The sequence below is a fragment of the uncultured Sphingomonas sp. genome, assembly GCF_964243315.1.
Lineage (GTDB): Bacteria > Pseudomonadota > Alphaproteobacteria > Sphingomonadales > Sphingomonadaceae > Sphingomonas.
Window position 1 is genome coordinate 37,757 of record NZ_CAXTEM010000013.1, and the last position, 22,556, is coordinate 60,312.

At 67.7% G+C, this 22,556-nt stretch carries 27 protein-coding genes and 2 tRNA genes; 15 read left to right on the forward strand and 14 right to left on the reverse strand.

Annotated elements, in window-relative coordinates:
• Positions 1-18: 18 nt before the first annotated feature.
• From ACFE77_RS06425 to ACFE77_RS06435, 3 genes are all read left to right on the forward strand, one after another.
• Complete coding sequence (locus tag ACFE77_RS06425) at positions 19-798, forward strand: sulfite exporter TauE/SafE family protein (protein WP_375420801.1); 780 nt, start codon at positions 19-21, stop codon at positions 796-798.
• A gap of 16 nt (positions 799-814) precedes the next feature.
• Positions 815-1,723: a hydrogen peroxide-inducible genes activator gene (locus tag ACFE77_RS06430; RefSeq protein WP_375420802.1), complete on the forward strand. Its 909-nt coding sequence runs from the start codon at positions 815-817 to the stop codon at positions 1,721-1,723.
• Between the two features lie 88 nt (positions 1,724-1,811).
• On the forward strand, positions 1,812-2,459 hold the full coding sequence (locus ACFE77_RS06435) for a fasciclin domain-containing protein (RefSeq protein ID WP_375420803.1): 648 nt from the start codon (positions 1,812-1,814) through the stop codon (positions 2,457-2,459).
• Positions 2,460-2,644: 185 nt separating this feature from the next.
• Here the strand turns inward: ACFE77_RS06435 and ACFE77_RS06440 are convergent, their stop codons facing one another.
• Genes ACFE77_RS06440 through pgsA form a run of 3 tightly spaced genes read right to left on the reverse strand, consistent with a single transcriptional unit; the run spans position 2,645 to position 3,908 of the window.
• Entirely contained in the window at positions 2,645-3,085 is a 441-nt protein-coding gene (locus ACFE77_RS06440) for a molybdenum cofactor biosynthesis protein MoaE (RefSeq protein WP_375420804.1), read from the reverse strand.
• Complete coding sequence (gene moaD, locus ACFE77_RS06445; RefSeq protein ID WP_375420805.1) at positions 3,082-3,339, reverse strand: molybdopterin converting factor subunit 1; 258 nt, start codon at positions 3,337-3,339, stop codon at positions 3,082-3,084. The genes ACFE77_RS06440 and moaD overlap by 4 nt, the downstream gene beginning before the upstream one ends.
• A 2-nt stretch (positions 3,340-3,341) precedes the next feature.
• The gene (gene pgsA, locus ACFE77_RS06450; protein ID WP_375420806.1) at positions 3,342-3,908 is read right to left on the reverse strand and encodes a CDP-diacylglycerol--glycerol-3-phosphate 3-phosphatidyltransferase; all 567 of its coding nucleotides are present in this window, start codon (positions 3,906-3,908) and stop codon (positions 3,342-3,344) included.
• Positions 3,909-4,023: 115 nt separating this feature from the next.
• Between pgsA and ACFE77_RS06455 the strand changes: the two genes are divergently transcribed.
• Positions 4,024-5,313, forward strand: coding sequence for an MFS transporter (locus ACFE77_RS06455; protein ID WP_375420807.1), 1,290 nt, complete (start codon positions 4,024-4,026; stop codon positions 5,311-5,313).
• On the opposite strand, the gene ACFE77_RS06460 is transcribed toward ACFE77_RS06455, so the two are convergent.
• A complete protein-coding gene (locus ACFE77_RS06460; protein WP_375420808.1) occupies positions 5,314-5,481 on the reverse strand; it encodes a hypothetical protein in 168 nt (55 codons plus the stop codon).
• Between the two features lie 113 nt (positions 5,482-5,594).
• Between ACFE77_RS06460 and ACFE77_RS06465 the strand changes: the two genes are divergently transcribed.
• Both ACFE77_RS06465 and ACFE77_RS06470 read left to right on the forward strand, forming a co-directional pair.
• Positions 5,595-6,050 carry a GreA/GreB family elongation factor gene (locus ACFE77_RS06465; RefSeq protein WP_375420809.1) on the forward strand — a complete coding sequence of 152 codons (456 nt, stop codon included), beginning with the start codon at positions 5,595-5,597 and terminating at the stop codon, positions 6,048-6,050.
• A 5-nt stretch (positions 6,051-6,055) separates the two neighbouring features.
• Positions 6,056-7,090: a potassium channel family protein gene (locus tag ACFE77_RS06470; RefSeq protein WP_375420810.1), complete on the forward strand. Its 1,035-nt coding sequence runs from the start codon at positions 6,056-6,058 to the stop codon at positions 7,088-7,090.
• 9 nt (positions 7,091-7,099) lie between these two features.
• Here ACFE77_RS06470 and ACFE77_RS06475 read toward each other — a convergent pair whose 3' ends face one another.
• The 3 genes from ACFE77_RS06475 to ACFE77_RS06485 all read right to left on the reverse strand — a co-directional run bounded on the left by ACFE77_RS06475 (position 7,100) and on the right by ACFE77_RS06485 (position 8,645).
• Positions 7,100-7,777, reverse strand: a complete 678-nt coding sequence (locus ACFE77_RS06475; protein ID WP_375420830.1) for a nitroreductase — start codon at positions 7,775-7,777, stop codon at positions 7,100-7,102.
• Between the two features lie 379 nt (positions 7,778-8,156).
• Positions 8,157-8,232 (reverse strand) — tRNA-Ala (locus ACFE77_RS06480).
• Positions 8,233-8,327: 95 nt separating this feature from the next.
• Positions 8,328-8,645, reverse strand: a complete 318-nt coding sequence (locus tag ACFE77_RS06485; RefSeq protein WP_375420811.1) for an FYDLN acid domain-containing protein — start codon at positions 8,643-8,645, stop codon at positions 8,328-8,330.
• A 110-nt stretch (positions 8,646-8,755) separates the two neighbouring features.
• On the opposite strand from ACFE77_RS06485, the gene aroA reads away from it, so the two are divergent.
• The 8 genes from aroA to ACFE77_RS06525 all read left to right on the forward strand — a co-directional run bounded on the left by aroA (position 8,756) and on the right by ACFE77_RS06525 (position 16,459).
• Complete coding sequence (aroA, locus tag ACFE77_RS06490; protein ID WP_375420812.1) at positions 8,756-10,111, forward strand: 3-phosphoshikimate 1-carboxyvinyltransferase; 1,356 nt, start codon at positions 8,756-8,758, stop codon at positions 10,109-10,111.
• Positions 10,108-10,746, forward strand: coding sequence for a (d)CMP kinase (gene cmk / locus ACFE77_RS06495; protein ID WP_375420813.1), 639 nt, complete (start codon positions 10,108-10,110; stop codon positions 10,744-10,746). The genes aroA and cmk overlap by 4 nt, the downstream gene beginning before the upstream one ends.
• A 50-nt stretch (positions 10,747-10,796) precedes the next feature.
• Positions 10,797-12,050 carry a DUF418 domain-containing protein gene (locus ACFE77_RS06500; protein ID WP_375420814.1) on the forward strand — a complete coding sequence of 418 codons (1,254 nt, stop codon included), beginning with the start codon at positions 10,797-10,799 and terminating at the stop codon, positions 12,048-12,050.
• Between the two features lie 254 nt (positions 12,051-12,304).
• Positions 12,305-14,023: a 30S ribosomal protein S1 gene (gene rpsA / locus ACFE77_RS06505; RefSeq protein WP_375420815.1), complete on the forward strand. Its 1,719-nt coding sequence runs from the start codon at positions 12,305-12,307 to the stop codon at positions 14,021-14,023.
• Between the two features lie 134 nt (positions 14,024-14,157).
• On the forward strand, positions 14,158-14,436 hold the full coding sequence (ihfB, locus tag ACFE77_RS06510; RefSeq protein ID WP_375420816.1) for an integration host factor subunit beta: 279 nt from the start codon (positions 14,158-14,160) through the stop codon (positions 14,434-14,436).
• Positions 14,437-14,514: 78 nt separating this feature from the next.
• Positions 14,515-14,598, forward strand: a tRNA-Leu gene (locus tag ACFE77_RS06515).
• 65 nt (positions 14,599-14,663) lie between these two features.
• Entirely contained in the window at positions 14,664-16,034 is a 1,371-nt protein-coding gene (locus tag ACFE77_RS06520) for an ABC transporter substrate-binding protein (protein ID WP_375420817.1), read from the forward strand.
• Positions 16,035-16,039: 5 nt separating this feature from the next.
• On the forward strand, positions 16,040-16,459 hold the full coding sequence (locus ACFE77_RS06525) for a DUF4112 domain-containing protein (RefSeq protein ID WP_375420818.1): 420 nt from the start codon (positions 16,040-16,042) through the stop codon (positions 16,457-16,459).
• Positions 16,460-16,591: 132 nt separating this feature from the next.
• Here the strand turns inward: ACFE77_RS06525 and ACFE77_RS06530 are convergent, their stop codons facing one another.
• Together ACFE77_RS06530 and nadC are read right to left on the reverse strand one after the other, a co-directional pair.
• Complete coding sequence (locus ACFE77_RS06530; protein ID WP_375420819.1) at positions 16,592-17,323, reverse strand: ribonuclease T; 732 nt, start codon at positions 17,321-17,323, stop codon at positions 16,592-16,594.
• A 35-nt stretch (positions 17,324-17,358) separates the two neighbouring features.
• Positions 17,359-18,204, reverse strand: a complete 846-nt coding sequence (gene nadC / locus ACFE77_RS06535) for a carboxylating nicotinate-nucleotide diphosphorylase (protein ID WP_375420820.1) — start codon at positions 18,202-18,204, stop codon at positions 17,359-17,361.
• A 142-nt stretch (positions 18,205-18,346) separates the two neighbouring features.
• On the opposite strand from nadC, the gene ACFE77_RS06540 reads away from it, so the two are divergent.
• A complete protein-coding gene (locus ACFE77_RS06540) occupies positions 18,347-18,484 on the forward strand; it encodes a hypothetical protein (protein ID WP_375420821.1) in 138 nt (45 codons plus the stop codon).
• Between the two features lie 67 nt (positions 18,485-18,551).
• On the opposite strand, the gene nadA is transcribed toward ACFE77_RS06540, so the two are convergent.
• The 5 genes from nadA to ACFE77_RS06565 form a co-directional block, all read right to left on the reverse strand.
• Positions 18,552-19,556, reverse strand: coding sequence for a quinolinate synthase NadA (nadA, locus tag ACFE77_RS06545; RefSeq protein WP_375420831.1), 1,005 nt, complete (start codon positions 19,554-19,556; stop codon positions 18,552-18,554).
• 44 nt (positions 19,557-19,600) lie between these two features.
• A complete protein-coding gene (locus ACFE77_RS06550; RefSeq protein ID WP_375420822.1) occupies positions 19,601-20,290 on the reverse strand; it encodes a DUF4230 domain-containing protein in 690 nt (229 codons plus the stop codon).
• Positions 20,272-21,129, reverse strand: a complete 858-nt coding sequence (locus tag ACFE77_RS06555; protein ID WP_375420823.1) for an MBL fold metallo-hydrolase — start codon at positions 21,127-21,129, stop codon at positions 20,272-20,274. Before ACFE77_RS06555 ends, ACFE77_RS06550 begins: the two co-directional genes overlap by 19 nt.
• Before the next feature lie 63 nt (positions 21,130-21,192).
• The gene (locus ACFE77_RS06560) at positions 21,193-21,522 is read right to left on the reverse strand and encodes a DUF3297 family protein (RefSeq protein WP_375420824.1); all 330 of its coding nucleotides are present in this window, start codon (positions 21,520-21,522) and stop codon (positions 21,193-21,195) included.
• Positions 21,523-21,621: 99 nt separating this feature from the next.
• Entirely contained in the window at positions 21,622-22,050 is a 429-nt protein-coding gene (locus ACFE77_RS06565; RefSeq protein WP_375420825.1) for a hypothetical protein, read from the reverse strand.
• Between the last annotated feature and the right edge of the window lie 506 nt (positions 22,051-22,556).

Consider the following 22,556-nt stretch of genomic DNA (forward strand, 5'->3'; position numbering starts at 1 on the left):
GGTCACCGGGAGATCGACTTGGACGCGCTGAGCAATTTCGACTTTTCCGCCCTGCTGCCGTTCATTGCGGTCGGCTTCGCGGCGCAAGTCGTCGACGGTGCGCTCGGCATGGCGTTCGGGGTGATCTCGAACACCATGCTGCTGTGGATCGGGGTGCCGCCGGCCGCGGCGTCAGCCGGTGTGCACACCGTCGAGACCTTCACGACGGCGGTGTCGGGGATCAGTCACGCGCTTCACCGCAACGTCAACTGGACGCTGTTCCTGCGGCTGATGATTCCCGGCGTGATCGGCGGCATTTGCGGTGCGTATCTGCTGTCGAACATCGACGCTGCGGTCGCGAAGCCGTTCATCCTCGCCTACCTTGCGGCGATCGGCGTCTATCTGCTGTGGCGCTCGCTGCGCTACCCGCCGACGATCCGCGAGCCCAAGATCGTCGAGCCGTTGGGGCTGATCGGCGGCTTCCTCGACGCGGCCGGCGGCGGCGGCTGGGGACCGGTGGTCACGTCGAACCTGCTGGTCCAGGGCGCATCGCCGCGGACCACCATCGGCACCGTCAACACCGCCGAGTTCTTCCTCACGCTCACCATCTCGATCACCTTCATCACCCAACTCGGCTGGGCGGCGTTCACGATCGCCACGGTCGGCCTGTTGATCGGCGGCACGATCGCCGCCCCCGTCGGCGCGATCCTCGCGAAACGCATCGCGCCCAAGCGGCTGATGTTCTTGGTCGGCATCATCCTGACGATCACCAGCCTGTTCGGCCTGTGGAATGCGGTGATGCGCCACCACGCTGGATGATCTAGGGACCGGCCCGATGGCCGCGACCTACCTGCCCACGCTGAAACAGCTCCAATATTTGGTTGCGCTCCGCGACCACGGCCATTTCGGGCGTGCCGCAGAGGCTTGCTTCGTCACCCAGTCCACCCTCTCGGCGGGGCTGCGCGAGCTAGAGACTCTGATCGGGGTGACGCTGGTTGAACGCACCCGCCGCGTGGTCCGCTTCACCCCGCTGGGGGAGGCGATGACCGACAAGGCGCGACGCGTGCTGCGCGAGGCGGAGGAGCTGGGCGACATGGCGCGTGCCGCCGGACGGCCGCTGTCGGGGGACATGCGGATGAGCGTGATCCCGACGATCGCGCCGTTCATGCTGCCGCGGATCCTGCCCCGACTGCGGGCCGACTATCCCGACCTCAAACTCTACCTGCGCGAGGAACCCAGCGGCCCCGCCTGCGAAGGGCTGCACAACGGCCGCACCGATTGCGTGCTGCTCGCCCTGCCGTTCGCGTGCGGCGAGGTCGCGAGCCAGGCGCTGTTCGACGACCGCCTCTACGTCGCCTACCAGCCCCCCGACATGGCGAGCGCACCGCCGATGATCCCCGCGGCGCTGATCGACGAGACCCGGCTGTTGCTGCTCGAGGACGGACATTGCCTGAAGGACCACGCGCTGTCGGCGTGCAACCGGCCGGAACTGCGCGCCGAGGCGACGATGCTCGGCACGTCGCTGCACACCATCGTGCAGATGGTCGATAACGGCCTGGGCGTGACGATGCTGCCGGAGATGGCGCTGAAGGGCGGGATCCTCGACCATACCAACGTCATCGCAAGGCCGCTCGATGCGCCCAACGCGATGCGCCATATCGCGCTGGTATGGCGCCGTGCCTCCCCGCGCGAACGCGACTTCCAGCTGCTCGCCGACATCCTGGCGGAGGCGCGCCTGCCCTGACGTGAGACGGCTAACGCAACTATCGCGGTGTCGCCCCGTACCTGCATTGCCCAGGCGCGAAGACGCCGGCAGTCAATGGAGATTTGCGATGATGTCGACCAAGCACCTTCTTGCCGTTACCACTGCGATGGCGCTCGCGGCCTGCACGACGATGGGCACCAAAGACACCGCCACGTCGACGACCGCCGGCGACAGCAGCATGCCCGCCACGTCGCCGGACGCCGCCACCACCAACACCGCGTCCGCCAGCGGCAACCCTACGGTCGGCGGCGCCGCGATGCTGTCGACCAAGACGATCGTCGAGAACGCCTCGGCCGCGCCGAACCTGACGACGCTGGTCGCCGCGGTGAAGGCAGCCGGGCTGGTCGAGACGCTGTCCGGCCCCGGCCCCTTCACGGTATTCGCGCCCACCAACGACGCGTTCAGCCGTCTCGCGCCGGGCACGGTCGAGAGCTTGTTGAAGCCCGAGAACAAGGCGTCGCTGACGAAGGTGCTGACCTACCACGTCGTCGCCGGCAACGTATCGGCCGCGCAGCTGATCGAGCAGATCAAGGCCGGCAACGGCACCGCGACGCTGACCACTGTGGCAGGCCAGCCGATCACAGCGACGATGACCGGCAATGTCGTCACGCTGACCAGTGCGACCGGCAACAAGAGCTATGTCGAAGTCGCCGACGTCCGCCAGTCGAACGGCGTCGTGCATGTCGTCAACGGCGTGCTGGTGCCAACGCTCTGAGGGTGATGGGGCGCTGGTCACGGCCGGTGCCCCCTCTCCTGGGACACGAATGCCCTACTCCTCCCGTCATCCCCGCGCAGGCGGGGATCCATACTGGCGAAGCTACCCGCATCGATTGCTAACGATAGCCAGTATGGATTCCCGCCTACGCGGGGATGACGGACGATTGGGGAGAGGCTACCCCTTCAATCCCCCCACCGCGCCGCCGCGTCATGATCCCCAACCCGCGCCTCGACCCAGGTCGCGGCTCCCCCTCGGCTTTCCCGCTTCCAGAACGGCGCATCGGTCTTCAGCCGGTCGATCAGGTACGCGCACGCGTCGAGCGCCGCACCACGGTGCGGGGCCGCAGCGGCGACGAAGACGATCCGCTCGCCCGGTCGCATCGGCCCGACGCGGTGGACGATCGTCGCGCCGCTCAACGACCAGCGCGTCACGGCGCCCTCGGCGACCGAGCGTAACGCCGCCTCGGTGGCGCCCGGATAATGTTCCAGCTCCAGCGTCTCGACGCCGTCGTCGCCGCGCACGATGCCGGTGAAGGTCGCGACCGCCCCCGCCCCCGCCGCTTCGGCCGCCGCGATCTCTGCGGCCAAGTCGATCGGCTCGGGCTGCACCGATATCCGGATCATCCGCCGGTCACCGGGGGGAAGATCGCGATCTCGCGCGCGCCTGCGATCGGAGCATCCATCGCCACGAACGCCTGATCGACCGCCGCACGCAACCGCGCCGGATCCGCGAACGCCGCTGCATGCGCCTCGTCCCGCGTCGCCAGCCACGCCACGAGCGCGCCCACGTCGCTCACCGATGCGGGCGGGTCGACGGTCTCCTCGCCGACCCCGATCCGTTCGCGGACCCACGCGAAATACAGCATCCGTGTCGCCATGATCAGTCCATATGCTGCACGCCGGCGCGCAGGTAATCCCACCCGGTCAGCACCGTCAGCACCGCCGCCGCCCACAGGCAGACCAGCCCGACTTGCTTGATCCAGACCAGCATCGGCAGCGCGCCCGCAAGGATCAGCGCGCCGAACGCGACCAGCTGCAGCGCGGTCTTCCACTTCGCCAGCCGCGACACCGGCAGGGACACCTGCAGCCCGGCGAGAAACTCCCGCAGGCCCGACACCGCGATCTCGCGCAGCAGGATGATCAGCGCCGCGATCACGTGCACGCCGGTGATCGACGCGGTGTCGTCGTGGCGCGCCGACACCAGCATCAGGATCACCGCGGCGATCATGATCTTGTCCGCGATCGGATCGAGGAACACGCCCAGCTTCGACACCGTACCCTGCGCCCGTGCCAGGTAGCCGTCGAAATAGTCGGTGATCCCCATCAGGCAATAGAGCGCGAAGGCGATGCCGAAGCCCGCCTCCCAATGCGGCCACCACAGCAGGCCGACCAGCAGCGGCACCGCGACGATGCGCGACAGGGTCAGCAGATTGGGAAGCGTCCACATTATCCCCCCTTACCCGCCAGGCGCCGCGGCGGGAACCGCTTTTGGACATTGGTTCACCACCAAAGCTCGGCTATCACGGACGACAATCCTGCCACGACCAAGGCCGTTTCCCGTCATGATCAACGCCTTAGGGTTGCTGAAGCAACGCCGCTTCCTGCCCTTGTTCACCACTCAATTCTTCGGCGCCTTCAACGATAATCTTTTCAAGACCTCGATGGTATTGTTCGCGACCTATGAGATCTTCAACGATCCCAAGGTGGAAGCGAACTTCAATGCGATCGCGACCGGCATCGCCATCCTGCCGTTCTTCCTGCTGTCCGCGCTCGCCGGGCAGCTCGCCGACAGCCACGACAAGGCCCGCATCATCCGCATCGTCAAGACCGCGGAGATCGCGATCATGCTGCTCGGCGCCACCGGGCTGATGGTCGCGAAGGCCGGGCACACCAACCTCGGCATCGGGCTGATGCTCGGCGCGGTGCTGTTGCTCGGCACGCATTCGACGTTCTTCGGCCCGATCAAATACGCGATCCTGCCGCAGCATCTGCCCCCCGGCGACGTGCTCGGCGGCACCGGGCTGGTCGAGGCGGGCACCTATCTCGCGATCCTGATGGGCACCGTCGTCGCGGGCTGGGTCTCGATCGAGATCGCCGCCGCGCTGGTGATCCTGATCGCGGTCGCCGGCTGGTTCATCGGCCGCATGGTCCCCCCCGCCCCGCGCGAGGGGCCGAAACTCAAGCTCAACTACAATCCCTTCACCGCATCGTGGCGGCTGATCGGCGCGACGATGCACATCCCCCGGCTGTTCCTGGCGATCTGCGCGATCAGCTTCTTCTGGACGATCGGCGCGATGCTGATCATCGTGTTCCCCCCGCTGGTGAAGAACGTGCTGAGCGCCGACGAGCGCGTCGCCAGCCTGACGATCGCGGTGTTCTCGGTCGGGGTGGCGATCGGCTCGGTCGTGATCAACACGATGCTGAAGGGCCGCATCTCGGCGCGCTATTCACCCCTATCGGTGATCGCGATGGGCGGGTTCATCGTGCTGTTCTCGATCCTCGCGCGGGCGTGGACCCCGGCGCCGACGGGCACCTATTACGGCCTCTCCGCTTTCATGGCGCAGCCCGGTGCGGTGCCGATCATCCTGACGCTCGCCGCGATCGCGATCACCGGCGGGATGTTCGTGGTGCCGCTCTACGCCTTCCTGACGACCACGGTCGAAAAGGACCAGACCGCGCGTACGGTGGCGGCGAACAACGTCGTCAATTCGGGCGCGATGACGATCGGCTCGATCGCGGTCATCGGCATCAGCTACCTAGGCGTCACGCCCGAGAACATGCTGCTGGTGGTCGCGGCGATGTGCCTGATTTCGGCATGGATCGCCCAACGCCTTCACCTCGCCTGCGACTGATCAGGCGATCAGCGTGTAAAAGCAGGTGAAGAACGCGGCGAAGCTCAACAGGAACAGCTTCCAATCGCCATCGTCGTTCCGCCGATCACGCAGGATGACGGGCGGCGGCAGCGACGCGCGAAACGGATGGCGGGCAGCTTCGTTGGAAAGCACTAGGCGTCTGGTCATGGCGAGGTGTTAACGCCGCGTTTAGGAAATCGACTAGCGTTAATAATGGTTAAGATCGTACCGTCCGACAATGGGACGATCGCCGACGCGACGATGATGGGGACATTGGCAAGATGAGCGTGGCATTCCGCCGGGAAAGCGATGAGGAGCACAAGGAGCCCCGCTTCGAACTGCCGATCCCCGCCGGCCCCAATCTGGTCACCGAGCGTGGCATGGAGATGATCGGAGAGCGCATCGCCACTCTTGAAACAGCACGCGATGCGGCCGAGGACGCCGAGGACCGCGAACGGATCGCGCGCGACCTGCGCTATTGGCAGACGCGCCACGCGACCGCGCAACTCACCGCGCCGCCGACCGACGGCACCGCCGGGTTCGGATCGACGGTGGACATCCTGCTTGCCGGCAAGCCCCGCACGATCGCGATCGTCGGCGATGACGAAGCCGATCCCAAGGCCGATCGGCTCGCCTTCTCCGCGCCCCTCGCCCGCGCGCTGATCGGCGCTGAGAAGGGCGAGACCGTTGCCTTTGCGGGGCGAGAGGATGCGGTCGCGGTCCTCGCGGTTCGCTAGCCGGCATGCGCCACAGCCGTCGCCAACTCGAGCCTCGTCACTATACGTTGCGGCGTCGCGACCGGACCCCCGCCTGGGTCGACGTGTCGTGGCGGATCGTCCTCGCCTTCGCGCTGATCGGTATCGCGCTGGCGGTCCATTGGTTCGATCGCGACGGGCTCCGCCAGGCGAACGGCGCGCCGATCACCTTCCTCGACGTGCTCTACTTCACGATGATCACGGTCACCACGGTCGGCTATGGCGACATCGTGCCGGTGACCCAGCAGGCGCGGATGTTCGACACCTTCGTGGTCACGCCGATCCGCCTGTTCGTGTGGCTCATCTTCCTCGGCACCGCGTATAATTTCCTGCTGAAGCAGGTTTGGGAGAAATGGCGCATGACGATGATCCAGCGCAACCTCGACGGCCACATCATCGTCGCGGGCTATGGCCTGAGCGGATCCGAGGCCGTCGGCGAGTTGATCAAGCGCGGCACCGATCCCAAGACGATCGTGGTCATCGACGAGAATGCCGCCGCACTGCGCGCCGCCGAAGCCTGCGACGTCGCGGTCATGGAGGGGAACGCGACCCGCAATGCGGCACTGGAGGCGGCACAGGTCGCCCGCGCGCGATCGATCATCGTCGCCGCGGGCCGCGACGACACCTCGATCCTGATCGTGCTCACCGCCCGCCGCCTCGCGCCGACCGTGCCGATCAGCGTCGTGATCCGATCGGAGGACAATGAACCGATCGCGCATCAGGCCGGCGCCAGCACCGTGATCAACCCGGCGAGCTTTGCCGGTCTGCTGCTCGCGGGATCGACGCAGGGCGCGCACATCGCCGAATATATGGCCGATCTCGCCGCCACGGGCGGCCAGGTCGCGCTGCGCCAGCGCGCGGTGACCGCGGATGAGGTCGGCCGCCCGCTGGCGCAGATCGGCACCGGGCTCGGCCACCGCATCTACCGCGGCGATCGGAGCTTCGGGTTCTGGGAGATCGAAGCCGGCAAGCTGCAGGATGGCGACCAGATCGTCGAGGTCGTTCCACGCGAGCGCCTCTGATCCGGCTTGTCAGTCGCCGAAGCCGACGAACACCGCGGCATCCGCGATCGACTTGCGCTCGGACACCACTGCATTCGCGGGAAAGTCGTGATCGGGCCAGCCCAGCGCGATGCTCTTCATGATCACCTGATCGTCGGGGATCCCGGCATGCTCGCGCACCACCGGCGACTGCATGATTCCCTGGCTGTTGATCACAGCGCCCATTCCCCGCGACCAGGCGGCATTGACCAGCGTGGTCGCCGCCGCGCCGCAATCGAACGGCGTGTCGTCGCTGCCGTCGAGCACGCGGTCGTAGGTGATGATCACGCACACCGGCGCGTCGAATTGACGAAAACCGCGCAACACCCAGTCGTCGCGCCGCGCCTTGTCCTCTCGCGCGATCCCCATCGCCGCGAACAGCTGCTTCGCCACCCCCACCTGCCTCTCCCGATGATGGCCGGCAAAGGCCTCGCCGGTACGGAACTCGCGTGACTGCGGCACGCCCGCGGTCATCCGCTCGGTGTTACCCGCACGGATGCGATCGAGCGGCTCGCCGGTCACGACATAGAAGCTCCAGGGCTGGGTGTTCATCGAAGACGGCGACCGCATCGCGAGCGCGATGATCTCCTCGACCAGCGCACGCGGCACCGGATCGGGCTTGTAGCCCCGGATGCTCCTGCGCCCGAGGATGACATCGTCGAACTGCATCCCGGCCATCGCGCGTTCCTTGTCACCAGAAGATCGCGGCATCCTTCGGCGCAAGCAGCGCCGGGAGCAAGGCGAGGATCGCGGCGTTGGGCCAGATCGCCGCCGCTCACGCCGCCCGCCGGACTTAGCCGGTGCTTATACCGTTCCGACCGAAACCCCCTTGTGTCCCCGCGAAGGCGGGGACCCAGTACTGGGCTCCCGCCTTCGCGGGAGCACAAATAGGTCGCGTGGGGATCGCGACATCTCACCGACATGCTCAAAGGGGATGACCAGCGAATTTATCCGGAGTCCCGCTCAATCATTTTCGCACGCGCCAGCACGATCCCGGATCGAGCCCGGGGTGACGACAGTGCAGTCAATCGCCTGAAAAATCGCGGGATGGTGGAGCCGAGGGGGATCGAACCCCTGACCTCTGCAATGCCATTGCAGCGCTCTCCCAGCTGAGCTACGGCCCCCAACCTTCCCGGGAAGGCGCGTCCCCTAGCGAGGCGCGCCGGGCTTGGCAAGCGGCGCGAACGCCGCCTGCCGTACCTGGATAGTCCGAACGAACTTAGTGCTCGTCCTCGTCGTTCGACGTCTCGACCCCGAGATCGTCGTCGCCACCGAGATCGACCTCGTCGTCCGCCGACGGCTCTTCGTCCTCGGCCGGGACCTGCAGATCCTCGTCCTCGCCTTCCAGATCGGCATCCGGCTCCTTGTCCGGCTTGGCGACCTCGAACGGCAGCGGCTGCTTGGATTTCAGGATCGGTTCGGGCTGCCACGCATAGCCGCAGTTGATGCAGCCGACAGGGTCGTCCTTTTCGAGGTCATAGAAACGCGTCGCGCATTTCGGGCACGTACGCTTCGTGCCCCATTCCGGCTTGATCATGCCGTGTCGTGCCTTTCGGAATTGGGTTTCGACAGGATAGGAGAACCCCTGCCCTGCGAAGTGGGGCGCGCCTTGCCATAGCGCGAGCCGGCTGTCAAAGCCCCGCCGCGATGCCGCACGACGCTCCCCACTCCCTCGACATCGCTGCACGCGGCCCGCTGACCGGCCGCGTCACGGTGCCCGGCGACAAGTCGATCAGCCACCGCGCGCTGATGCTGTCCGCGCTCGCGGTCGGCGAAAGCCGGATCGACGGGCTGCTCGAGGGCGAGGACGTGCTCGCCACCGCCGCGGCGATGCGCGCGATGGGCGCGCAGATCGAGCGCGGCGGCGATGCGGTGTGGCGAGTCTCGGGCGTCGGGGTCGGCGGCTTGCTCCAGCCCGCGACCGCGCTCGACATGGGCAATTCGGGGACGTCGACGCGGCTGCTGATGGGGCTGGTCGCGAGCCACCCGATCACCGCGACCTTCGTCGGCGACGCCTCGCTGTCGGGGCGGCCGATGGGCCGGGTGATCGATCCTCTCGCCCTGATGGGTGCCGACATCACCGCGAGCCCCGGCGGGCGCCTGCCGCTGATGATGCGCGGGATCTGCCCCGCGGTGCCGATCGCCTACACCTTGCCGGTCGCATCGGCGCAGGTGAAGTCTGCGATACTGCTCGCCGGGCTCAACACGCCCGGCATCACGCGCGTGATCGAGCCGATCGCCACCCGCGATCACAGCGAACGGATGCTCCGCGGCTTCGGCGCGACGCTGACGGTCGAATCCGGCGCCGAAGGCCGGGTGATCTCGCTGACCGGCGAGGCGGAGTTGACGCCGCAATCGATCACCGTGCCCGGCGATCCGTCGTCTGCCGCCTTCTGGCTGGTCGCGGCGTCGGTGGTGCCGGGGTCCGACGTCGTCGTCGCCAATGTCGGGCTCAACCCGACGCGCACCGGGCTGATCGCCGCGCTGCGGATGATGGGCGCCGACATCGTCGAGCTCGATCGCCGCGAGGTCGGCGGCGAGCCGGTCGCCGATCTCCACGTCCGTCACGCGCCGCTCAATGCGATCGAGGTCCCGCACGATCTCGCGCCCAGCATGATCGACGAATATCCGGTGCTGTTCGTCGCCGCCGCCTTTGCGGAGGGCCGCACCGTCGCGCGCGGCGCGCACGAATTGCGGGTGAAGGAGTCGGACCGGATCGCGACGATGCACGCGGCGCTGACCGCGTGCGGCGTGGCCTGCGAGGAGTTCGAGGACGGTATGGCGATCACCGGCACCGGCGGCGAGGCCATCCCCGGTGGCGCTCGGATCGCCGCGAAACTCGACCACCGCATCGCAATGAGCCTGAGCGTCGCTGGACTTCACGCCCGCGCGCCGGTCACGATCGACGACATCGCGCCCGTGGCGACCAGCTACCCGGCATTCTACCGGTCGCTCGACGCGCTGACGACGGCGACGGGCAACTCGGGTGGAAGCGTAAATTGATCATCGCAGTCGACGGCCCCGCGGCGAGCGGCAAGGGCACCATCGCCCGGGCGCTCGCCCGCCGCTACCAACTGCCCCACCTCGATACCGGACTGCTCTACCGCGCGGTCGCTGCCACCGTGCAGCGCATGGAGCTGGACCCCAGCAAGGAAGCCGATGCGGTCGCGGCATGCGGCTTCGACGACCTGCTGCTCGCGGACCCGTCGCTCCGCGATGACGAGACCGGGCAGCTCGCCTCGATCGTGTCGGCGCACCCGTTGGTGCGCGCGGCGCTGATCCACCGGCAGAAGCGGTTCGCCAACCAGCCCGGCGGCGCGGTGCTCGACGGCCGCGACATCGGCACGGTGATCGCACCCGGCGCCGACGCCAAGCTGTTCGTGAAGGCCACCCCGCAGATCCGTGCAAGGCGGCGGCATACCGAGCTTCACGCCAACGGATCGACGCTCAGCTTCGACAAGGTGCTCGCCGACATCCGAGCCCGCGACGCCCGCGACAGCAGCCGCTCGACCGCGCCGTTGGTCATGGCGACCGACGCGGTCCTGCTCGACACCAGCTTCCTGTCGATCGAGGCGTCGATCCAGCGCGCGGTCGCGCTGGTCGAGGACCGCGTCCGGCAACGACAGGCTGTAGACTGAGGCCACCCTCCCCTACCTCACCCGAACCCGACGGCGCGCCGCGAATCGCGGTGCTCGACATCCTGCGCGGGCTGGCGATCCTCGGCATCCTGTTCATGAACGTCGCCGACATGGGCGGGTCGATCGTCGCTGCGTCGCTCGACATCCGCCATCTCGGCTGGACGAAGGCGGACCGGGTCGCCTGGTGGCTGCGCGAGGTGGTCGCCGCCGGCACCGCGCGGGGGGTGCTGGAGCTGCTGTTCGGCGCCGGAATGGTCATCCTTACCGATCGCGCCGACCGGCTGATGGACGAGCCCGCGGTCCGCCGCAGCTATGGCGCGCGGAACCTCGTGCTCTTCGCGTTCGGCCTCGTCCATGTCTTCGTGCTGCTGTGGCCGGGCGACATCCTCCACACCTATGCGATCGCGGCGACGATCGCGGTGCTGTTCCGCCGGTTGGCCCCGCGCGCCTTGCTCGCGATCGGGCTGGTCTGCGCGCTGTGGCAGTTGTCGGTCTCGGGTATCGCCTATCAGCAGACGCAAGCGACGCGTGCGCAGGTCGCGCAGATCCAGGCCCAAGCCACGCCATCCGCCGACGATCGCCGGATCGCATCCCGCGAGGCCACGCGGCAACGCGCGATCGCGGTAGAACGCGCACGAACGAAGGCGGACATCGCCCGCGAAGACGCGGCGCGGACCGAAAGCTTTGCGAGTTGGGCGCAGGCCGCGTGGCGCTATTTCATCGATCTCCAGCGCGACGGCATCGAGCTGCTCTTCGTCTGGCAGTCCGCCAGCGTGATGCTGATCGGCGCCGCGCTGTTCAAGCTCCGCATCTTGCAGGGTAGCCGCTCGCGGCGCTGGTATCTTGCGGCGATGATCGGGGGCTATGCGATCGGGTTGCCCCTGCGCATCGTCGGCGCCGCCGAGACGATCGGGCCGGCCGACGCGCCGCGGACGATCTGGGCGACCTACGAGATCGCGCGACTGGCGACGACTCTCGGCCACCTCGCGCTGGTCAATCTGCTGGTGTCGACCGCCGGCGGCGCGCGCCTGCTTCGCCCGTTCGCGGCGGCCGGGCGCGCCGCGCTCACGATCTACGTCGCGCAGACGCTGATCTGCCTGTGGCTGATCTTCCCGCCCTTCGCGCTCGGCTGGTATGCGCGACTCGGCTGGGCGCAGCTGATGCTGGTGGCGCTCGCGGTCGACGCGGTGCTGCTCCTCGCGGTGATCCTATGGTTCCGCCGCTTCGCGATCGCGCCCGTGGAATGGGCCTGGCGCTCGCTGGTGGAGACCAGACGATTGCCCTGGCGACGCGTCGCTCGCTGAGGGGCACGATCACCCACGCCATCTTGCTTTATGCGGAGGTCGGGAGTATGCGCCGCCGGTCCGACGGGCTGGTGCCCGCGGAGGAAGGTGCGGAGCCGTAAACTCACGCGCCCTTTTCGCCACCAGCGTCGAGGTCCTCCGCCTATCCGTTCGCCAGGATGTCGCGTGCGGTATTCGGCCGTCGCGACAATGTAGGCCAAGACCGCCGGATCCAACCGGCTGGCCGGAAATACCGTTTAGGAAACAGTTCTTATATGGCTACCCAAGCCCTTCCCACCCGTGACGATTTCGCCGCGATGCTCGACGAGATGTTCGGCGGCGCCGACAGCTTCGAAGGTCGCGTCGTCCACGGCACCGTTACCGCCATCGAGAATGATCTCGCCGTCATCGACGTCGGCCTGAAGTCCGAAGGCCGCGTGCCGCTGCGCGAATTCGCCGCACCGGGTCAGAAGGCCGAGCTGAAGGTCGGCGACGAAGTCGAAGTCTATGTCGACCGCGTCGAGAACATGCACGGCGAAGCGATGCTGTCGCGCGATCGCGCCCGTCGCGAAGCCGCCTGGGACAAGCTGGAAACCGAATTCGCCAAGACCGCACGTGTCGAGGGCGTGATCTTCGGCCGCGTGAAGGGCGGCTTCACCGTCGATCTCAGCGGCGCCGTGGCGTTCCTGCCGGGCTCGCAGGTCGACATCCGTCCGGTGCGTGACGTCACCCCGCTAATGGACATCCCGCAGCCCTTCCAGATCCTGAAGATGGACCGCAAGCGCGGCAACATCGTCGTATCGCGTCGCGCGGTGCTCGAAGAGACCCGCGCCGAGCAGCGTTCGGGCCTGATCCAGTCGCTGCACGAGGACCAGATCATCGACGGCGTGGTCAAGAACATCACCGATTACGGTGCGTTCGTCGACCTGGGCGGCATCGACGGCCTGCTCCACGTCACCGATCTCAGCTACAAGCGCGTCAATCACCCGTCCGAGATGATCAACATCGGCGACACGGTGAAGGTGCAGATCATCCGCATCAACAAGGACACGCAGCGGATCTCGCTGGGCATGAAGCAGCTCGAGAGCGATCCGTGGGACGGCGCGTCGACCAAGTATCCGGTCGGTGCCAAGCTGTCGGGCCGCGTCACCAACATCACCGAATATGGCGCGTTCGTCGAACTGGAAGCGGGCATCGAAGGCCTGGTCCATGTCAGCGAGATGAGCTGGACCAAGAAGAACGTCCATCCGGGCAAGATCGTGTCGACCTCGCAGGAAGTCGATGTCGTCGTGCTCGAGGTCGATCAGGAAAAGCGTCGTATCTCGCTCGGCCTCAAGCAGGCTCAGGCGAACCCGTGGGATGCGTTCCTCGCGGCGCACCCGGTCGGCTCGACCGTCGAAGGCGAAGTCAAGAACGCCACCGAATTCGGCCTGTTCATCGGCCTCGACAACGACGTCGACGGCATGGTCCACATGTCCGACATCGCCTGGGGCGTGTCGGGTGAGGACGCGCTCAACCTCCACCGCAAGGGCGAGACCGTCCAGGCCGTGGTGCTCGACATCGACGCCGAGAAGGAGCGCATCTCGCTCGGCATGAAGCAGCTCGAGCGCGGCGGCCCCGCGGCCGGCGGCACCGCAGCGGCAGGCGATCGCCTCAACAAGAACGCGACCGTCACGGTCACCGTTCTCGAGGTCCGCGACGCCGGTCTGGAAGTCCAGCAGGGCGACGACGGCGCGACCGGCTTCATCAAGCGCACCGATCTCGGCCGCGACCGCGACGAGCAGCGTCCGGAGCGGTTCCAGGTCGGGCAGAAGTTCGACGCGATGGTCACCGGCTTCGATCGGTCCAAGAAGCCGACCTTCTCGATCAAGGCGATGCAGATCGCCGAAGAGAAGCAGGCAGTTGCGCAGTACGGGTCGTCCGACTCGGGCGCGACGCTCGGCAACATCCTCGGCGAAGCGCTGAAGGCGCGGACCGAGGCCGACAAGAAGTAAGCAACATGGCCGATGCGGGATAGTCTCGCATCGGCCGTTTGTTTGCGCTAGACCGAAACATGTCGGTTCGATCCTATTCGCCACGGGGGGTGGCGCGTACGATCGTCACGTTAACAACCGGCGGGGGCCCTTCGATGATTCGTTCTGAGCTGATCCAGAAACTGGCGAGCGAACATCCCGATCTTGCGGCGCAAGACATCGAAGCCATCGTCACCACCTTCTTCGACGAGATCACGCGGCGGCTCGCCGCCAACGGCCGGGTCGAACTCCGCGGCTTCGGCGCGTTTTCGACGCGTGCCCGCGACGCCCGCACCGGGCGCAACCCGCGTACCGGCGAGATCGTCGACGTCGACGCCAAGCGCGTCCCCTATTTCAAGCCCGGCAAGGAAATGCGCGCGCGCCTCAACGTCTGAGGATGCGAGGTCAGCGGTACTGACCCCGCGGAAGCGGGCTTGACCTCGCTCACCCGCTCGTCTTCGTAGCGCGGGTGTGCGGACGTGGCGAAACCGGTAGACGCAGCGGACTTAAAATCCGCTTCCCCTGGAGTGCGGGTTCGAGTCCCGCCGTCCGCACCATCGCGCTCGTCGCCGTCGCCGGCCTGACGGTCGCCGGCTGCAATCGTCGCGCCGACACGGGGCCGGTGATCGTCAGCGCGCTCGGCGAGCCTCCGGTGCTGGTCGACCCGGCGCGCGGCGTCGCCGATACGCCCGCGCGGCTGCTTGCCGATGCCACCGCGGAAGGGCTGGTCCGCTACGATGCCGGCGGGCAGATCGAGGCGGGGCTGGCCGAACGCTGGATCGTGATCGATAACGGCGCCAGCTACATCTTCCGCCTGCGCGAGGCGCAATGGGCTGACGGCGAGCCGGTAACCGCGACGCAGGTCGTCGAGATCCTCGAACGCCAGCTCGCCTCGCGATCGAACAACCCGCTCCGGCCCTTCCTGACCGCGGTCGACGAGATCGTCGTGATGACCCCGCAGGTCATCGAAATCCGGCTGAAACGCCCGCGGCCCGACCTCCTCAAGCTCTTCGCCCAGCCCGAACTCGCGTTGTTTCGCAATCGGGCGACCGGCGGCGGTGGTCCGATGCGGATCGCGATCGCCGGGCGCAGTCCGTTGCTCCGCCCCGCCTTCGATCCCAATCGCGCGGATCCCGAGGATCGGCGCGAAACACCGCCCGAGCAGGATGTCCGGCTGATCGGCGAGCGGGCATCGCGCGCGATCATGCGCTTCGCCGGCCGCGAATCGGATCTGGTCGCGGGGGGCAGTTTCGTCGACTGGCCGTTGCTCGCCTATGCGACGATCGCGCCGACCAACGTTCGAATCGATCCGGCAGCGGGGGTGTTCGGTCTCGCGATCGCGAGCCGCACGGGGTTCCTCGGCGATCCCGCCAATCGTGCCGCGCTGAATGGCGCGATCGACCGCGCCGCGATTGTCCGCGCGGTCCGCGCGGAATGGGAGCCGACCGACCGACTGCTCCCGGAGGCGCTCGATTCGGCGGAGCCTCCGATCGTCCCGCCCTGGACGCTGCTCCCCTATGACGATCGCCTCGCGGCCGCCCGCACCCGGGTCGCGCGCTGGTCGGGCGGCGCGGTGACCTTGCGGGTCGCGATTCCGACGGGTCCGGGGGCGACGCTCGTCTATGGCCAGATCGCCCGGTCGCTGATCAGGATGGGCATCACCCCCGTCCGCGTCGCAGCGGATGCGGCGGCGGATCTCCGCCTGATCGACCGGGTCGCCCCGTACGACAGCGCTCGCTGGTATCTTGCCACCGCCTGCGCGCCGTGCGGCGACGAGGCTCAGACGGTAGTAGATGCCGCACGCGATGCGCCGACGCTCGCCGAACGCGCCCGGCTGATCGCCGCCGCCGACCGCGCGGTAGCCGACGATAACGCCTTCATCCCGATCGCGCGGCCGCTGCGCTGGTCGCTGGTCGCGGGGCGGTTGCGGCAGTGGCGCCCCAACACCCGGGCGTGGCACCCGTTGAACCGGCTGCGCGACGACACCAAGTGAGTCGCATGAACAACGACGCCACCCGCCCCTATGCCAGCGCCGCGACGCTCCCGATCGGCCGCGATCCCGCCTCGGTCCGCAAGCGCATCGAGGCGGTCGAGGCGCTGATGGAGCGGATGTTCGTCATCCCCGGCATCAATCGCCCGGTCGGCCTCGACGCGCTGCTCGGGCTGGTCCCGGTGGTCGGCGACATCGCCGCGGCCGGAATCGGCACCTGGCTCGTCTGGGAAGCGCGCAACATCGGCATGTCGCGCTATCAGCTCGCGCGGATGATGGGCAATGTCGGGTTCGACACGCTGCTCGGCATGGTGCCGCTGGTCGGCGACGCGGCGGATTTCTTCTTCCGCTCGAACACCCGCAACCTCAAGCGCATCAAGCGCCACCTCGACCGGCACCACCCCGACACGGTGACGATCCAGCGGTGAAACCTCATTCCTCCCCTGTAAGTGGAGGTGGCAGGGCGCAGCCCTGACGGAGGGGTGAACCCATCCGGAGAGCGGGTCACCCCTCCGTCTGGCTGACGCCAGCCACCTCCCCTTTAAGGAAAGGAATGTCCCCTACCGCCCGCCGCCGCGCCAGATCCTGATCGCGGCGCCGGGGTCCACCCCGCCCGCGTGCGGGGCGCAGCGCGCGTAGCGGAAGCTCTTGTCGAGACACAGCCAGATCTCGTCCAGCCACCCCTGCCGCGTCGCGGTGATCCGCATCATGTCCGCGCGAATGCCCGGGTTGACCCGCGCGACGGCGGTGGCGAGCCTGCCGGCCGTAAGCGGCCCGCGTGACAACGCGTTCATGTCCGGATAGCGCAGCGCCGCATACAGCCCCCGCGACCGCGCGAAATATTGTTCCGGGCGCACGGGCATGCACGTCCCGTGCTTCGCCCATTCATGCTGCAGCAGCTGCGCCGACGGCGTCGTGCAGAGCATGCCGCGGATCAGCCGATCGGGCAGCAGCGTCGTCCGGCGGCAATATTGCGGCCATTCCCGGCCGATGCCGTCTGGCCACAAGCCGTGGAGCGTAAAGCCGAAGCGATTGCCCCCGCCGCACTGGAAGCGCGCGCCCGCGTCGCGCGCATGCTCGCGGCAATATTGCGGGCTCCAGCTTATCGCGAGCGTGTAGCTGCCGATCGGCAGGTTGCGCGACGGCTCGCGCGCGGACGGGAGATCGGGTCGCACCCGGATCGGCGCAGCGCTTACCGCGCATTGCAGCGCCTGCGCGCTCGCGGCGCCCGGCAGCGCCAGCGCGACCAGTGCCAGTCCGATCGACGAAACCTTGCTCGGCGGCTGTGGCATGCGATTTCTCCCTCGGCTGACGCGCGACGCTACCGTCAAGCCGCGGTGAAATCGAGGCCGATGTCCGCCGCGGGCGCCGACTGAGTGAGCCGCCCCACCGACACGAAGGTGACGCCCGTCTCCGCGATCGCGCGGATCGTGTCGAGCCTCACCCCGCCCGACGCCTCGGTCGGCACCCGCCCCCCGACCAGCGCCACCGCATGGGCCAGCATCGGCGGATCCATGTTGTCGAGCAGCAGATGCGTTGCGCCCGCCGCCAGCGCCGGCTCGATCTGGTCGATGCGGTCGACCTCGACGATGATGCGCGCGATCCCCGCATCGCGCGCGCGTCGAACCGCCTCGCCGACATCGCCCGCCACCGCGACGTGGTTGTCCTTGATCATCGCCGCATCCCACAGCCCCATGCGGTGGTTCTGCGCGCCGCCCATGCGGGTCGCGTATTTCTCGATGATCCGCAGGCCAGGAATGGTCTTGCGGGTGTCGAGCAGCGTCGCAGCGGTCCCGGCGATCCGATCGACATAGGACCGCGTCATCGTCGCAATGCCCGACAGATGCTGGACTGTGTTGAGCGCGGACCGTTCCGCAGTCAGCATCGCCCGCGCCGCCCCCTCGATCCGCATCAGATCGGTCCCCGCGAGAACGCTGGTGCCATCCTCGACGAGCAACTCGATCCGCGCGTCAGGATCGAGCGCGCGGAAGAACGCCGCCGCGATCGGCAGGCCAGCGACCACGATCGGGTCGCGCGCGTCCATCACCCCGGTGAACCGCGCCGCCGCCGGTATCACCGCCGCGGAGGTGATATCGCCCGCCTCGCCGCAATCTTCCGCCAGCGTCGCCGCGACGAACGCGGGAAGATCGAAATCATCGAGCGCGAAATTCATCCAATGCTCTCCGTTCGGTAGTTACATCGCCTATACTATGATCATGACGCCCGTAGCGCGTCGCCGCATCGCGCGGTAGGAAGCACTCGCATCGGCGCCGGACGGCGTCACAGGAACGGGGTCGTGCATGATGGGGCGAAGCATGATTGATCTGGTCGCGCTTGAAGATCTGCTCGCGCAGGCGCTCGAACTCGCGGACCGTCACGACCTGACGATGGTCGCGATCCACATCGACGAAGCCCGCGCGCTGCTCGCCGAACAGAGCGTCGGCGCCGCCTGACAGCTTCTGCAACTTCCTGCCGTGCGTCCTGAGTAGGGATCAGCACGAACGGGGGAGATGCTCCCAATTAGTCCCCCGTGACCACGCCCGGTCGCGGCCCGAGATCGCCCTGGCCGACCGTCGCCGACGCCATCGACAGCATCGCGTCCAGGCTCTTCTTCGCCTTCAGCCGCAGCTCTTCCTCGATCTCGATCCGCGGCGTCAGGTCGCGCAGCGCGAGGTAGAGCTTCTCCAGCGTGTTCATCGCCATGTACGGGCAGATGTTGCAGTTGCAGTTGCCGTCCGCGCCCGGCGCCCCGATGAAGCGCTTGTTCGGCAGCGCCTTTTCCATCTGGTGGATGATGTGCGGTTCGGTCGCGACGATCAGCGTGTCGCCTGGCATCGCCATCGCATATTCCAGGATCCCGCGGGTCGACCCGATATAGTCGGCGTGATCGAGGATCACCGGCGGGCATTCGGGATGCGCCACCACCGGCGCGCCGGGATGCTGCGCCTTCAGCTTCATCAGTTCGGTTTCGCTGAACGCCTCGTGGACGATGCACACCCCCGGCCACACCAGCATCTCGCGTCCGGTCTTCCGCGCCAGATACCCGCCGAGATTCCGGTCGGGGCCAAAGATGATCTTCTGATCGGCCGGCAGCTGCGACAGGATCTTCTCCGCCGACGAGCTCGTCACGATCACGTCGGACAGCGCCTTCACCGCCGCCGAACAGTTGATGTAGGTGAGCGCGATGTGATCCGGATGCGCCGCGCGGAACGCCGCGAACTGATCGGGCGGGCAGCTATCCTCCAGGCTGCATCCTGCGTCCATGTCGGGCAGGATCACGATCTTTTCCGGCGACAGGATCTTCGCGGTCTCGGCCATGAACCTCACCCCGCAGAACGCGATCACGTCGGCGTCGGTCGCCTGCGCCTTGCGGCTGAGGTCGAGACTGTCGCCAACGAAATCCGCTAGGTCCTGGATCTCGGGCTTTTGGTAATAATGCGCAAGGATGACCGCATTGCGTTCCTTGCGCAGGCGATCGATCTCGGCGCGCAGGTCGACACCGACGAGGTTTGTCACTGGTTTCATCGTCACCAGATGGCCCGCGCGGTTTCCGCGATCAAGCGCCGCCTTCAATCGCCCGCGACATCGCGGTAGATTTCCTCGAGCGATCGCGACACGTCCCACTGTTCCTCGCTCAGCGCGGCGGGCTTCTCCTCGCCCGGCATGCGGATCACGACGCGGACCCCGTCCTGTCCCGCGGCGGCGAGCGGCGCCTCGATCAGCCGCGCCACCGCGACCCGCGCCGCCTCCTGCGCCCTGGCGACGTTCTCGGGTTTCGACGCCTCCCGCGTCGCGACAGCGTCGAGCCGGCCGACCACGATCCGCTGGAGGTTCTGCCCCGCGCGGCGGCTGATCCACACGCCGCTCTGCTGGGTCTCGGCGCGGGTCATGTCGATCGATGGTTTGCCGACCGCGACCGCGGGGATCTGGACCGTCATGATCCGATCGCGCTCGTTCCAGCGGTACGCGGACTTGTCGATCCGCCTGAGATCGATCGTGTAGGTCGCGGAGAAGGGCGCCCGCGTGGTCTGGCGCGATTCGAACAAGCCGGGCACCACCGACTGCGCCGAAGCGCGGCCGCTCAGCGTCGCGACCTGCAGCTTCGACGTCCGCTCGAAAACGCTGTCGAGCACCCGCGCCGAAGCCAGGCCCGTTTCGGCCTCGGCACGGTCCGCCCGCTGGTTCGATCGCCACACGAGCAGCGCGCCCATGATGGCCAGCACCGCAAGACCGAGAAGAATCAGCCTGCGCTTAGCCACCGCTCACCCTCCTCCACGACGAGGCCGCGCCCGCGCAGATCGTACAGATGCGCGAGCACCGAACGCTCCGCGGCGGGCACCAGCCGTGCGTCGAGCCCGACATACATCCGCGCGATCATCGCCGGAATGTCGCGCGGTGCCTCGCGCAGCAGCCGCAGGATCTGCCCCTCGCGCTGCTTGCGATGCCCTAACAGCCCGCGGACCAGCCGCTGCGGGTTCTCCACCGCGTCGCCATGTCCCGGGTAATAGATCCGGTCGTCGCGCGGGATCAGCTTGGCGAGGCTCGCCATATAGGCCGTCATGTCGCCGTCGGGCGGCGACACCACGGTCGTCGACCAGCCCATGACGTGATCGCCCGAAAACAGCGCCGACGTCTCGCGCAGCGCGAACGCCAGATGGTTGGATGTATGCCCCGGCGTCGCCAACACCTCCAGCGTCCACCCTGCCCCCGCCACGATCTCGCCCTCGGTGAGCACCCGATCGGGCGCATAGGTAGGGTCGAACGATGCATCCGCTCGCGACCCCGCGTCGCTGAGGTCGAAGGGCGCCGCGCCGACAATCGGCGCCCCGGTGATCGCCTTCAACGCCGGTGCACCCGGGCTGTGATCGCGGTGGTGATGCGTGATCATGATCGCGGTGACCTGGCGACCGTCGATCGCGCTCATCAGCGCGGCGATATGCGCCGCATCGTCCGGACCCGGGTCGATCACTGCGAGATCGCGGGTACCGACGAGATGGGTCTGGGTACCGCTGCCGGTATAGGGCGAGGGGTTGGGCGCGAGCACGCGGACCACCAGTGGCTCGAGCTGGATCGGTATGCCGGTCGGATGCTCAGCCATCCGCGCCTGATGGCGGTTCGCGCGTGCCGGTGCAAGGCCCGGCCCCGAAGCGCCCCCGAGCCCTCAGTCGGACCGCGCCACGTCGCTTTCGACTACATCGTCCGCCACAGCACCGTCGGTCGCGTCTTCGCCCTCAGCCGCATCTTCACCCGCCGCCGGCCGCTCGAACCAGGCCTCGACCTCGCCCGACAGCTTCAGCGTCAGCGCGTTGCCCTTGCGGTCGACCTTCTTGCCGAGCGCGACCCGGATCCAGCCCTCCGAGATGCTATATTCCTCGACGTCGCGGCGCTCCACGCCCTTGAAGCGAATGCCGATCCCGCGCTCGAGCAGCGGCTGATCGAAATAAGGGCTCGACGGGTTGATCGCGAGGCGGTCGGGAGGCGTGTCGGTCATCGCCGCGCCCTAGCCGCTACGCGACCCGCCGCGCCACAAAAAAGCGGCGCGGGAAGATCGCTCCTCCCGCGCCGCGCCCACGTGACCTCGTCGGTACGATCAGTTGCAGACGCGCACCCGGACCGGACGACCGTAATAAGGGTCCCATTGCCGCTGGGTCCAGCAGCGCGGGCGATACCCGTCGCGATATCCATAACCGCGGCCATAACCGTTGCCGTTGCCGTATCCATAGCCACGATCGTAATAGGCGCGCGGCGGCGGCGCATAGCGGTAGCCGCCACGGGGGTAGTAGCCCCGGTCATAATAGCCGCCACGATCGTAATACCGGTCGCGGTTGCTGCTCGCGATCGCGGCACCCACGCCGAGACCGACGATGCCGCCCAGCAGCGCGCCGGTGGCGACGTCGCCGCCACGGTTATAGTGCCGCCCGCCGCGCCAACGCTGCGCATCCGCCGGGGCCGCCGCGGTAATGGCGGTCGCCGCAAGGGCTATCCCGAGGCCCGCCTTCTTGATCAATCCACTCATCATCGAACCTCCAGTTACAGATACGCTCGGTTCAGTCACACCCACTGCATCGGCAACGCACCGGCTGCGAGCGTGTTTCATCTTCTGCGCGAGTCGTGGTGAACGCGCGAGGAATGGACCGTTAAGCAGAGGTTTAGGAGAGGCTGACGGTAAGCTGGCGACGGAGGTGGACCGGTCAACACTGTGTCGACGGATCAAGCAGCCGCGTAACTCTAATTCCTCCCCGGCACGGGGAGGGGGACCATCCGAAGGATGGTGGAGGGGGCCCTCCACGAGCGCACCGCACGCGGCACTCCCCCTCCACCATTCGCTTCGCGAACGGTCCCCAGTTCGGGGTCGATCGTGCTCCCAGCACGATCTTGGATTGCCGGGGGCAATCCAACCCCGAACTCCGTTCCTGGGAGGAGTAGTTCTTAAGCGGCCTGCTTGGCGCGGCTGGCGCGCTTGCGCTCGTTCGAGTCGAGGTAGCGCTTGCGCAGCCGGATCGACTTCGGCGTCACCTCGACCAT